This is a genomic window from Halomonas sp. BC04, from assembly GCF_000568385.1.
The window spans coordinates 1-12,395 of sequence record NZ_AZQX01000343.1 but is presented as its reverse complement, the minus strand read 5'-3'; the positions used below and the strand labels follow the sequence as shown (position 1 = coordinate 12,395).

Genomic DNA, 12,395 nt, shown 5'->3' with positions numbered 1-12,395 from the left:
CAGTTCTTCCAGGGCCAGCCGCCGGCTGGCGGGATGCAGGCCGCTGGCCAGCTGGTCGGGGTCGGCATCCGGTGGTGGCTGATGCAGCACCTTCAGGCAGTGGTGCAGCTCGGGCAGGCCGAAGCGCTGGCGCAGGGATTCGGGCAGCCAGTCGGGCAGCGCCTCGGGATCGGCATCGAGGAGTGCCAGTGCCTGTTCGATCAGCGCCCGCAGCCGAGTCTGGTGCAGCCCTTCGGTGGTGGGGTAGATCGGCGTCAGGTGATCCTCCACCGGCGGAGTGTCGTCGCTCAGCAGCCGGTACTCGGGATGGTAGATTTCGAGCCCGGTGGCGCCGGCCCGGGCCTCCCCGAAGCCGCGAATCCTCGCACCCGGACGGAACTGCTGCTGCTGGGCCGGTGAGAAATGGAAGAAGCGCAGGCTGAGGATGCCCGATCCGTCGCGCAGCCGCACCAGCAGGCTGCGGCGCCGGCCGCGCACCACCTCGCTGGCCATGACCTCTCCTTCCACTACGGCCTCGTGCCCGGCACGCAGGGTGCCGATGGGCGTGATGCGGGTGCGGTCCTGGTAGCGCAGTGGCAGGTGGAAGAGCAGGTCGGCCACGCAGGCCACGCGCAGCCGTGCCAGCTTCAGCACCAGTGCTTCCCCGACGCCCTTGAGCGAGCTGACCGGTGCGTCAAGCGCCTTGGTGTCAGCGTTCATGCCGGCTCGGGGAGTGCTTCATGACACTGTGTAATGGCATTGGTGACCGCGTCGATGGCGCGGGGCCGCGGGAAGCTGGCCCGCCAGGCGATGGCCACGGTGCGCGAGGGTGCCGGGGGAGTGAACGGGCGGCTGGTGAGCAGGCCGGTCTCGTAATGGACGGTACCGATGGCCGAGCGGGGCAGTACCGTGATGCCGAGCTTAGAGGCCACCATGTGGCGGATGGTCTCCAGGGAACCGCCTTCCGCCGTCAGGGTGTTGTGGGGGCTGTTGAGCTTGTGGCTGATGGCCGGACACGCCTCGAGTATCTGGTCACGGAAGCAGTGACCCTCACCGAGCAGAAGCAGGCGCTCGGTGAGGAGATCCTCCTTGTTGATGTGATCGCGGGCTGCCCAGGCATGGTCGGCCGGGATCAGTACCTCGAACTCCTCGTCGTAGAGCGGCTTGGTGACGACATCGGTCTCGTTGAACGGCAGTGCGATGATGATGGCGTCGAGCTCGCCGCTCCTTAGCTTGTGGCGCAGGCTGGCGGTGAAGCCTTCCTCGATATAGAGCGACATCTGCGGTGCGCTGCGTGCCAGTGCCGGCACCAGATGCGGGAACAGGTAGGGGCCGATGGTGTAGATGGCGCCGATGCGCAGGGGACTCGCCAGCTGGTCCTTGCCGGCATTGGCCAGCTCCTTGATCACGCTGCTCTGCTCCAGTACACGCTGGGCCTGCTCGACGATCTTCTCGCCCATGGGGGTCACCTGGACGGTGGACTTGGAACGCTCGAAGAGTGCAACCCCAAGCTCCTCCTCGAGTTTCTTGACCGCCACCGACAGTGTCGGCTGGGAGACGAAGCAGCGTTCAGCGGCGCGGCCGAAGTGGCGCTCCTGGGCCAAGGTTACGATATAGCGAAGTTCTGTTAGAGTCATGGTTGGTGCCCTTCGGGCATCCTCTCGGACGATAGATGCATGGATTTCAATAGGGACTTTTTATCAGGGGGCGAGAGAAAGGTGAAGAAAACGACATTGATTCTAGGTTGTGGTGACATCGGCATGGTGCTGGGCGGCGAGCTGATCGAGGCCGGCCACCGGGTCATAGGGGCTCGACGCGGCATAGCGGCGCTGGAGGGCAGCGGCATCGAGCCCCTGGCGCTGGACCTCAGCGACGAAGCCGCCCTGGCCAAGCTGCCCGATGCCGACTTCGTGGTCTATGTGCTCAGCGCCGACCGCTTCGAGGAGGCCGCTTACCGTGCCGCCTATCTCGATGGCCTCCAGGCGGTGCTGCGCACCTACGAAGGGCGCGATAGCGCGCCACAGCGAATTCTGTTCGTCTCCTCCACCAGCGTCTACAGCCAGAAGGAAGGGGAGCTGGTGAATGAAGAGAGCCCTGCTGAGGCGCCCGGTTTCTCCGGCGTGCTGATGCGGGAAGCGGAACAGGCTCTCCATGATAGCCTGATACCCGGCACGGCGGTGCGCTTTTCCGGCATCTATGGCCCGGGCCGTGACCGCCTGATCCGCCAGGTCCTGGAAGGCCGCATTGCGCCGGCGACCCCCCCCATGTACTCCAATCGCATCCACCGCGACGACTGCGCCGGCGTGCTGAAGCATCTGATCGCGCTCAGCGAGGCGGGGAAGCCGCTGGAGGACCTCTACCTGGCCAGCGACTGTGCTCCGGATCCCCTCTATGAGGTGATGGCCTGGATGGCGGGGCGACTCAAGGTGGAGTCCACGGAAGTGATCCAGGCACCGCTACGCAAGCGTGCCAGCAAGCGCTGCGACAACACCCGCTTGCTGGAGACAGGCTACAGCTTCCGCTACCCCACCTATCGTGACGGCTACACCCAGGTGATGAAAGAGGGCGGCTTCCTGCCCGAGCCGGTCTAGTTGCCTCTGTAAGAAGTCGTACCCGCTATCAAAGTGCCCAGCGATAGCCCAGGGTCAATAGCTCGAAGCCGTTGTTGGGTCGCTTGATGCCGCCGTTTGAGTAGTGGGTCAGGCTCAGTGTCAGCTCTCCTTTGCCCAGCGGCAGGCCTGCGGCAATGCGGTCCTGGAATTGGAAGGCGGTGGAGAGCTCTCTCGATTCGTGACGTGTATTGACGAAGAGGGCGCCCCCGATGCCTGCTTCGATGAATGGGCTGCGCTGGCGGAGGAAGGTGTAGCGCAGAGCCGGGGTCAGCAACCAGGCTGCGTTGGCGTCCTTCTCGCGACTGGAAAGCAGCAGCAGCCCGGTGGCCAGGCGCAGGTCGAGCTGCGGGTGCAGGTGTTCGAGTCCGAGCATGGTGTCGAGCTCGATGCGCACGGCTGCGGCCGATTCGCTGGTGGCTCCGCCGGCGACATAGAGATCGGCCAGACCGGCTTGACTGCCCGCCATTGCCAGGCAGGTGCAGAGAGTGGCAAGTATTCCCTTCGCGCTAAACACCATGTTCTCCTTTTTCTTGAGCGCTAATCATTTGTGTGGCAATCAATGGCGCGCTTCTTTGTTGATGCTCAATGCTGCGATACGGCCAGGGTGCGGTAACGAGCGCCGCGCTGATCGGTGAAAGATTGTATCAACGCAACTTGATTATAGGGCCAGTCGAGGTCGACCTCAGGAAAGCTTCCGGTGTCGAGAGAGACAGCGCGTCGCAGCAGGGTGACATGGGGAATGAATCGGGCGGGGCGCCCGGCCAGGCCGTGGGCCTCCAGGGTGTGCCAGAGTGCGCGCTGGAGCTCATCCAAGGCCGGATCGGGTGCCTGGCTCCCGACCCAGACGATACCGGGGCGCCTGAAGCAGCCCCAGCCGTCCAGGCGCCACTCTCCGGGCGCGATGGCCAAACCCTGCACCCATTCGGCTAGCTCTTCTGCCCGGGCTACCTCGACCTCACCGAGAAAGGCCAGGGTCAGGTGCAGACTCTCGTCCGGCATGCGCCGTCCGCCACAGCGGGCGTGGGCGAAATCCGCCAGCTTACCGAGCCGCCTGCGCAACTCATCCGGAGGGTTCAGTGCGATAAAAAGTCTCATATCCCTTTTTTGAAAGGGATGGATTTGCGTTACGAGCGCAGTAGCAAATCCGCCCTTGCCTAGTCGCCGATGACCATCACCCCTTCCGCCTCGAACTGGGCCCCCTTGGGCAGTGCCTTGACACCCACCGCGGCACGGGCCGGATAGGGCTTGTCGAAGAACTCCTCCATCACCTGGTTGACGATGGCGAAGTTGCCCAGGTCCACCAGATAGAGGTTGAGCTTGACGATTTCGCCCAGCGAGCCGGCGGCCTCATCGCAGACGGCCTTCAGGTTGGTGAATACCTGGCGGGCCTGGGCCTCGAAGTCCTCGGAGACGAGCTCCATGGTGGCCGGATCGAGGGGAATCTGGCCGGAGAGGTAGACGGTATTGCCGGCCTTGATCGCCTGGGAGTAGGGGCCGATGGCGGCGGGTGCCTTGTCGGTGTTGATGACGGCCTTGTTGCTCATGTGGCGCTCCTTCTGTTCGTTTCGGATGAGAAAACGGAATTGTCGAAGTGACTCTGCGGCCACCCCAGGGGCGGTGAGCAGGTCATAAGGATGTTCAGTTACCGACGCGGGTGATCTTGCCGACCTGCGAGAGGTTGCGGATACGCTTGATGATACGGGCGAGGTGCACCCGGTCACGTACCGCCAGGGTCAGGTGGACGATGGAGAGGCGCACGTCGCGCTCCTCGATGCCGATGCGCTCGATATTGGCATCGGCGTCGGTGACCAGGCTGGCCAGCTCGGCAACCAGGCCCCGTCGGCTCTCGATTTCCAGGCGCAGCGCCACGGGGAAGTCCTCGGCAATGTCGGCGGACCACTCCAGGGCGAGCAGCTTGTCGGGGTCGCTCTTCAGCTCGGCGAGATTGCGGCATTCCGTCCGGTGCACCACGATTCCCTTGCCCACGGAGAGGTGGCCGATCACCGGGTCGCCGGGCAGCGGATGACAGCAGCGGGCGAACTTGATCACCATGCCTTCGGCACCGCTGATCACGATGGGCCCCTGGGGTTTAAGGGTACGCTGGCTGCTGTCGGCGTCGTCGCCATGGAGGGCATCGACCAGGTGCCTGGCCACCACATAGGCTACCCGTGTCCCAAGTCCGATGGACTCCAGCAGGCTGTCCTCGTGCTTGAGTGAGAGGTCGTCCAGCACCTGTGGCAGGGCCTGCTCTGGCAGCTCCTCCAGGCTAGTCTCGAACTCGCTCAGGGCCTTGTTGAGCAGGCGTCGGCCCAGCTGCACGGCTTCGGTATGCTGCTGGTGCTTGAGCGCATGGCGGATCGCCGAGCGTGCCTTGGCGGTGACCACGAAATTGAGCCAGGCAAGATTGGGCTTGGCGCCGGGAGCGGTGATGATCTCCAGGGTCTGGCCGCTCTCCAGTCGGGTAGAGAGAGGCGCCAGGTGACGATCGATGCGACAGGCGATGCAGTTGTTGCCGATGTCGGTGTGAACCGCGTAGGCGAAGTCGATGACCGTGGCCCCCTGGGGCAGCTCCATGATGTCGCCGCGGGGCGTGAAGACATAGATGTCGTCGGGAAACAGATCGTTCTTGACGTGCTCGATGAACTCCAGCGAGTCGCCGGCGTGGCGCTGCATTTCGAGCAGGCCCTTGACCCACTCCCGGGCGCGGGCATGGCTGCCCTCGGCGATGGGATGATCGGTCTGGCCGGCCTTGTAGAGCCAATGGGCGGCGATGCCGTTGTTGGCCATGGCTCCATCTCGCGGGTACGGATCTGTACCTCGATGGGCATGCCGCCGCTGCCGAACAGGGTGGTATGCAGGCTCTGGTAGCCATTGGCCTTGGGAATGGCGATGTAGTCCTTGAAGCGCCCTGGCACCGGCTTGTAGAGGTTGTGCACCACGCCGAGGATGCGGTAACAGCTGTCGACGTCCTCGGTGATGATGCGAAAGCCGAACACATCCATGATCTCGGCGAACGGCTTGCGCTGGTCGCGCATCTTCTTGTAGATCGACAGCAAGTGCTTCTGGCGGCCGATCACCGTGCCGTCGAGTCGCTCGTCGTCGAGGCTCTGCTGCAGTGCGTTCTGGATCTGGCGGATCGCCGAGCGCCGATGCCCGCGGGCGCTGGAGACAGCGCGCTTGATGCGCTCGGCGCGCATCGGATGCAGCGCCTGGAAGGAGAGGTCCTCGAGTTCCACCCGGATGGTATTGATGCCCAGCCGGCTGGCGATACGGGCGTAGATTTCGAGGGTCTCGCGGGCGATACGGCGCTTCTTCTCGGGACGCAGGGCGCCCAGGGTGCGCATGTTGTGCAGGCGGTCGGCGAGCTTGACGATGATGACCCGGATATCTCGGGACATCGCCAGCACCATCTTCTGGAAGTTTTCGGCCTGGGCGACCGCCTTGTCCTCGAAGGTGATCTGGGTCAGCTTGGAGACACCATCGACCAGTTCCGCCACCGGCTTGCCGAACTGCTCGGCGAGAGCTCCTTGGAGACCCCGGTATCCTCGATCACGTCGTGCAGCATGGCCGACATCAGGCTCTGATGGTCCATGTGCATGTTGGCGAGGATATTGGCCACCGCCAGTGGATGGGTAACGTAGGGCTCGCCGGAGCGCCGCCGCTGGCCGTCATGGGCCTGCTCGGCATAGTAGAAGGCGCGCTTGACCTGCTGGATCTCTTCGGGAGGTAGGTAGCCGCCGAGTCGGTCGGCCAGGTCGTCGATGGTGAACATTAGCGCGCCTTGAGTGCTAGCCTTACTCCTCGATGGCGATGCCCGGCTCGCCCTCATGGCGAATTCGGACCGGGGCCTCGATCGGCTCGTCCAGTACGCTCTTGTCGACCAGGCCGGCTGCGATCTCCCGCAGGGCCATCACGGTGGGTTTGTCGTTTTCCCAGGGGAGCAGGGCGTCGCGGGAGCCGCGAGCGAGTTGGCGAGCGCGCTGGGTTGAGATCATCACCAGCTTGAAACGATTCTCGACGTTTTCCAGACAATCTTCGACGGTGACACGCGCCATGTAGGTATTCCTGAAAAGCAGTGGATGTCCCCGGCCGCAACCGGAAATATGAAATGGAACAGGACAGACTAGATTACTCGACGCCCGGCGTCCCTGACAAGCGCTTGCGACGGCAGGGAGTCAGGATAAAAGCGCTGCCAGCAGCGGGCCGTGCTCTTTCTGTACCCGGGCAAGACTCAGGCGACGGCTGATCACCAGCGACTGCAGTTCGCGCAGGGCGGTGGTGAAATCGTCGTTGATCACCAGGTAGTCGTACTCGTCGTAGTGCGACATCTCGCTCACCGCATCGCGCATTCGCCGTGCGATGGTGGCATGCTCGTCGGTGCCGCGGCTGGACAGGCGGCGCTCCAGCTCGTCCCGGGAGGGCGGCAGGATGAAGATCGAGACCGCATCCGGCATCTGCTGGCGCACCTGGCGGGCGCCCTGCCAGTCGATCTCCAGGATCACGTCCTGTCCGGCATTGAGCATGGCTTCCACCGACGGACGCGACGAGCCGTAATAGTTGTCGAACACCCGCGCGTATTCGAAGAACTCGCCACGCTCGATCATCGCCTCGAAGGCCGGTACGTCGATGAAGTGGTAGTTCACACCGTCCACTTCACCGCGGCGTTGGCTCCGGGTGGTATGGGATACCGAGACCTGGATGCCGTCGAGGCTGTCGATGAGTTCGCGCACCAGGGTGGTCTTGCCGGCACCGGAGGGGGCGGAAACGACGAAAAGGGTACCTTGGGGCATGACGGCTCCGGGTCAGTGACGAAGATTCGACAGGGGCGAGCATTATACGTGGCTTGGGACGCTTGCGTCATGGGTTGCCGGCTGACTCGAGATATTTCTCGATACCCCGGTAAACACCCATGAGCGGGTTGCGTTCAGCCTTGCCGATCGTTTCGAGAATCGCCTGGCGCCGGGCCTCGGATGGGTGGGTGCCCGACAGGCCTGCCGTGACCTTGATGATGAAGGTAGGTTCGCCGCTTCCCCCTCAGGTGCCCTGCCTGGCCCAGTTGAAGCTTGAACAACGCGACCTTTTCTAAGCCATTGGCCTGCCAATACCTGCCGTATCACGACTGTAGCGCCAGTTTAGGAACAACGTTTACCAATAAATCAGTGCTTTACAATTCTTTATGTTGAGCTAGAGAGAACTGTCTGGATATTGAAGGGGGCCTTTTCTGCCACCCGCTTGATGAACGCCTGTGCGTCCTTCGAGGACTGGCTAAGCCTGATCTCCATGTACACCCACCGCGTTGTCCGATCAATGGCCATGTACAGGTAGCGATTCTGCTTTACATCGGGCATCAGGGGCAGGTGTTTGATGCCTATGTGCACGTACCCGGTCCGTAATCCTTGAAGGATTTGTGCCGTGGTGCCCCGTCAATCTTGGCATCTTCCCGAGCCAGCTCCGCCAGCGTTGGCACCTCACGCCGCTTGAGCATGCGGTGCAGGCCGGAGCGTGATAGTCGAGGGTTCAGGAACTCACGTGATACGACCAGCAGATCATCAAGACCGAGTCTCAGGAATCCATGTGCAGCAATCAGCACTTTTTCCTGTTCAGAAGTGAGCGTGGCGAGCAGGTTATGCCGAGTATGCGGCCGATCTTGGACATCATCTCGGTATCGCCAGCGGCGTATGGTCGAGTCGGACACGCCATACTGACGTGCCAGCTCACTATCACTGATGCTGGGCGGTGCGGCCTGGATCTCAGCACGGATTTTGGGCGTCGTGGTGGCTTGCTTATGTAGCTTAATGCCAATGACCCTTTTCCCAGATGAATTGCTGGAAAAGTCCCAAGGCTGCCATCAGAGGATAAACCCTGTGCCTCAACTGATCATCCGGGATATTAAGCCAGTGCTTAAATTGATCATTTAGAATACTACTTTGATGCCTCAACTGATCATCCGGAATACTATCCCAGTCCTTCAATTGATCATCCGGGATATTATGATTTTTGTAATAAAGGTGATAGTTAAAATTGATCAGAGTCATCCTAAATTTTTCTTCCGCAAAGCCGTTATCAGTATGTAGGGTGTGTTTCAGCTAGCCTCCATAGGTAAAAAAACAACAACTTCCGGGACGGTAACGTATGCGAAACAACGGCGCAGTGACCCAAGTCAATCATTGGCTTGATCAGGATGATGTGCTCATCTCCAAGACCGATACCCAGAGCTACATCACTTATGCCAACCCTCGTTTCATCGAGATCAGCGGCTTCAGTCTTGATGAGCTGGTGGGCTCGCCCCACAATCTCGTGCGCCACCCCGACATGCCCGAGGCCGTCTTCGAGGACATGTGGAAGACCCTGGGCAGCGGCAAGTCGTGGTCGGGTCTGGTCAAGAATCGTTGCAAGAACGGCGATCACTACTGGGTCCGGGCCAATGCGGTCCCGTTGAACGAAGGCGGCACGATCAAGGGCTACGCCTCGATCCGCGTCAAGCCCAGCGAGGAGGAGGTGCGCCAGGCCGATGAGATCTATCGCGACATACGCGAAGGCGGCAAACGCTACGTCATCCAGGAGGGCCAGTGGTATCGCCGAGGGCTCTTCGGCAAGCTGAGCCGCTTCAATCCCCACAGCCTGGGGGCGCGCATCGGCGGTATCAGCGGCCTGACCTTGGTGCTACTGGGTGTCACCGGTATCGGCGGCGGCTACATGATCCAGCAGCAGAGCCTGGATGAGGAAAGATCGGAGCTTCGTGTCCAGGCCTATGACCTGGAGCACCAGGTGTTCCTGGGCCAGCAGGCGCTGCTTTCCGGCATCACTGGCGGCAACAGCGCCGACACGGCGCAGATCTCCATCCAGGTCGACGAGGCGGCGAGTGGCCTTGCCGGTGCCTGGAGCGACCTGCGTGCCGAACTCTTTACTCACGGCATCCCGGTGAGTGACGAGCTCGAGACACGGATAGACAGGCTCTCCAACGGCGCCATGATAGAGATCGCCGAACACCTGCAGGTCGGGCGTATCCAGCAGGCGGAGGCGGCTTTCACCCGCTTCGTGCAGCAGGAATCGAGCCCGGTCATTGCCGAGCTCGATGCGCTGCAGGGTGAGCTTGCCCAGTGGGCGGAGAACGCCGCCTTCGACGTCAGGTTCGAGGAGCAACTGGGCTGGATCTTCACCATCATTGCATTGGTCGGTGGACTGATCGTGGCGCTGTTGGGTGTGCGGCTTGCCGCCTATTTACGCCGTACTCTGATCAACGCCAATAACTTTACCCTGCAGGTGGCGGCGGGCAACCTCAAGTCCCCGATGCCGAAGAACGGTAAAGACGAGGTGGGCCAGACCCTGGAGTCGTTGAACTTCATGCGCCGCTCTCTCACCTTCCTGATCGGCGAGATCAATCAGCGGGTCGGCGTGGTGCGCCCGTCGGTCAACGAGCTGCTCGACAGCAACTCCGCCATGGCCAGCCGCATCGAGCAGCAGGCCGCCGCGGTGCAACAGACCGCCGCCAGCACCGAGGAGATCTCCACTACCGTTTCCCAGAGTGCAGAGAATGCCCGGCTGGCCAGCCAGGCCTCCACCGGCAACCTGGGTGAGGTCGACCAGGCCAACGAGGTGATGCGCCAGCTGACCGCCTCCATGCAGGAGATCACACGCCAGGCCGAGAACATGGCCGGTATCGTCGGCACCATCGACTCCATCGCTTTCCAGACCAATATCCTGGCCCTCAATGCATCGGTGGAAGCGGCCCGGGCGGGCGAGCACGGTCGCGGCTTCGCGGTGGTGGCCCAGGAGGTGAGAAAGCTCGCCAGCCAGTCGGCAGAGGCCGCCAAGCAGGTCCAGGAACTGATCCAGCGTGCCCGGGCGGCATCGGTGAGGGCGAGAAGCATACCCTCGACGCCGAACAGGCCATGGAGCGCATCCGCGGGGCCAGTCAGCGGGTCAACGACCTGATGGGCGAAATCAGTGCGGCGAGCGAGGAGCAGAGCGACGGCATCGGCCAGATCAGCCAGGCGATCACCCAGATTGACCAGGGCACCCAGGAGAGCTCGGTGGCGATGCATACCTATAACCGCTCAACCGAGTCATTGCAGCGGGAGATCCATGCGCTTTCCCACAGTGCCCAAGCGTTTCTTTCAGAAGCTGAGATCACCGCAATCCAGGCCACCTCTGCTGGCCGGCACAATGGTGATAGGGACTGGTCGAAGAATGCCAGCAAGCCAAAGCCGTTAGAACAAATTGAGGCTCGAGGCAACAAGAACAGGCAGAGCTCTCTGACCAGCCCGACTGGCGAGAATGAGTGGGCGTCATTTTGAAATTAGAATCATAGAATAACTACCGCACTTTGGACCACTTGGTAGAAGCAGGAGGGCTAGCGCCGGTGCCCTCCCTGCTTTACTGATCAAAGTGAAGCAGGGCATGGAATACCTTACAGTTAGTACATCATTCAGATGTGAAAACAATAAATTTAATAAGACTATATTGTAGCGTAAAGGGTGAATGCAGTGGATCATGAACAGAATGTTAATCAAGTATTGGCAGATCTTTGTGATCAGTTTGTGGCGCAATTGCCGGAAAAAATGAATGCCATTGCTCAGCAGGCAGGCTGCATCGACCTGATGGCACCGTCACACGCCGAGCTGACAGCCTTGCATCGTTTGGTTCATAACCTGACTGGCAGCGCCGCCACGTTTGGTTTGCGTTCCCTGTGTGAAGTAGCCCGCCAAACAGAAGATTTGCTCGATCGCCTGCGCAAGACCGAAGATAAGGTTGCACAGCAGGCCACAGGCGAAGCCTTGTCTGCTGCTTTGCAACGCCTGGACAAGCTCGCGCGCAGCGCTCCCGATCTGCATGCCCCCAATCTATCCGCTCGCACTGGCACGCATCGTCCCAAGGCCAAGCTTTCGCCGTTGATCTATGTGGTAGAAGACGACCGTGAACAAGGACAGAAGCTTATCGAAGTGCTCGAGAAAGCTGGCTATGGCCCGCGCCTGCTTGATGGCTTGCCGGCCTTCTCGGCTGCCCTGCAGGAGGATGAGCAGCCCGCTGCCATCATCATGGACATGGTGTTCCCGGATGGCGACCTAGCCGGGGCAAAGTATATCCAGCAGCACCGGGAGGCGTATCTCGGTGATTTTCCACCGGTGCTGTTTCTGTCAGTGCGACAGGAGTTGGACGCGCGTCTCGCGGCCTATCGCAGTGGTGTCACTCACCATTTGAATAAACCGGTCTCTTTTGAGCGTTTGTTACGCCTGCTTGACGAGATTACCAATCGGGTCCCGCTCGAGCCTATCGGGTACTGGTGGTGGATGATGAACCACTAATCCTGGAGGCACAGGCCGCTGTGTTGCGTGCCGCCGGCATGCTGGTATCAACCCTTCAGCACCCACGACAGATAATGGAGAAAATGCAGACACTAGATCCAGATGTATTAATCCTGGATTTTCACATGCCAGAGGTTAGCGGACCGGAACTGGCTGCAATTTTGCGTGAGGAAGAGCGCTACCATCAGCTGCCGATTGTGTTTCTCTCGGCCGAACGGGATCCGGATTGGCAATCGCAGGCACTCAACCACGTCGGTGATGACTTTCTGCAACAACCCGTTGCCCCTCAATACCTCATCAGTCGGGTTAGCGCGCATGCCCGTCGTGTGCGCGAACAACGCGGCCACCGGCAAGATATGCAACAACTGTCCTACGAGCGGGAGCAGGAGCACCTGGCGCTCAATCAACACGCCATCGTTAGTGTCGCCGACCGTGCCGGCATCATAACCTATGTCAACGATCTGTTTTGCGATATCAGCGGCTATTCACGGACGGAATT

At 61.2% G+C, this 12,395-nt stretch carries 13 protein-coding genes and 2 pseudogenes; 5 read left to right on the top strand and 10 right to left on the bottom strand.

The features are described 5' to 3' along the window. Nucleotides 1-699, bottom strand: a 699-nt coding sequence (locus Q427_RS23015) for an OB-fold nucleic acid binding domain-containing protein (RefSeq protein WP_043517573.1), incomplete at its 3' end; no start/stop codon positions are given. Continuing rightward, nucleotides 696-1,616: a hydrogen peroxide-inducible genes activator gene (locus Q427_RS23010; RefSeq protein ID WP_043517571.1), complete on the bottom strand. Its 921-nt coding sequence runs from the start codon at nt 1,614-1,616 to the stop codon at nt 696-698. The genes Q427_RS23015 and Q427_RS23010, both read right to left, overlap by 4 nt. Before the next feature lie 81 nt (nt 1,617-1,697). Here Q427_RS23010 and Q427_RS23005 point away from each other — a divergent pair, with 81 nt between their 5' ends. After that, nucleotides 1,698-2,570, top strand: coding sequence for an NAD-dependent epimerase/dehydratase family protein (locus Q427_RS23005; RefSeq protein ID WP_043517562.1), 873 nt, complete (start codon nt 1,698-1,700; stop codon nt 2,568-2,570). Between the two features lie 28 nt (nt 2,571-2,598). Here Q427_RS23005 and Q427_RS23000 read toward each other — a convergent pair whose 3' ends face one another. From Q427_RS23000 to Q427_RS34675, 8 genes and pseudogenes are all read right to left on the bottom strand, one after another. After that, a complete protein-coding gene (locus Q427_RS23000; protein WP_043517560.1) occupies nt 2,599-3,108 on the bottom strand; it encodes an acyloxyacyl hydrolase in 510 nt (169 codons plus the stop codon). A gap of 65 nt (nt 3,109-3,173) precedes the next feature. Then, a complete protein-coding gene (gene thpR / locus Q427_RS22995; RefSeq protein WP_043517559.1) occupies nt 3,174-3,686 on the bottom strand; it encodes an RNA 2',3'-cyclic phosphodiesterase in 513 nt (170 codons plus the stop codon). Nucleotides 3,687-3,745: 59 nt separating this feature from the next. After that, nucleotides 3,746-4,135 carry a RidA family protein gene (locus Q427_RS22990; protein WP_043517558.1) on the bottom strand — a complete coding sequence of 130 codons (390 nt, stop codon included), beginning with the start codon at nt 4,133-4,135 and terminating at the stop codon, nt 3,746-3,748. Nucleotides 4,136-4,229: 94 nt separating this feature from the next. Beyond that, nucleotides 4,230-6,363, bottom strand: a pseudogene (locus Q427_RS22985) (RelA/SpoT family protein). Nucleotides 6,364-6,385: 22 nt separating this feature from the next. Further along, a complete protein-coding gene (gene rpoZ, locus Q427_RS22980) occupies nt 6,386-6,646 on the bottom strand; it encodes a DNA-directed RNA polymerase subunit omega (protein ID WP_043517557.1) in 261 nt (86 codons plus the stop codon). 120 nt (nt 6,647-6,766) lie between these two features. Beyond that, complete coding sequence (gene gmk / locus Q427_RS22975) at nt 6,767-7,381, bottom strand: guanylate kinase (RefSeq protein ID WP_043517554.1); 615 nt, start codon at nt 7,379-7,381, stop codon at nt 6,767-6,769. Between the two features lie 390 nt (nt 7,382-7,771). Then, nucleotides 7,772-8,394 (bottom strand): annotated as a pseudogene (locus Q427_RS34680) (IS481 family transposase); the annotation flags it as partial. Further along, on the bottom strand, nt 8,384-8,626 hold the full coding sequence (locus Q427_RS34675; protein ID WP_043517553.1) for a hypothetical protein: 243 nt from the start codon (nt 8,624-8,626) through the stop codon (nt 8,384-8,386). The gene Q427_RS34675 and the pseudogene Q427_RS34680, both read right to left, overlap by 11 nt. A 97-nt stretch (nt 8,627-8,723) precedes the next feature. Here Q427_RS34675 and Q427_RS22960 point away from each other — a divergent pair, with 97 nt between their 5' ends. The 4 genes from Q427_RS22960 to Q427_RS22950 form a co-directional block, all read left to right on the top strand. Beyond that, a complete protein-coding gene (locus Q427_RS22960; RefSeq protein WP_051496622.1) occupies nt 8,724-10,526 on the top strand; it encodes a methyl-accepting chemotaxis protein in 1,803 nt (600 codons plus the stop codon). Further along, nucleotides 10,484-10,888, top strand: coding sequence for a hypothetical protein (locus tag Q427_RS29340; RefSeq protein ID WP_051496621.1), 405 nt, complete (start codon nt 10,484-10,486; stop codon nt 10,886-10,888). Before Q427_RS22960 ends, Q427_RS29340 begins: the two co-directional genes overlap by 43 nt. A gap of 189 nt (nt 10,889-11,077) precedes the next feature. Beyond that, entirely contained in the window at nt 11,078-11,896 is an 819-nt protein-coding gene (locus Q427_RS22955) for a response regulator (protein WP_155833669.1), read from the top strand. Continuing rightward, nucleotides 11,878-12,395: response regulator (locus tag Q427_RS22950; RefSeq protein ID WP_197030794.1), on the top strand; the 518-nt coding region annotated here is incomplete at its 3' end. The genes Q427_RS22955 and Q427_RS22950, both read left to right, overlap by 19 nt.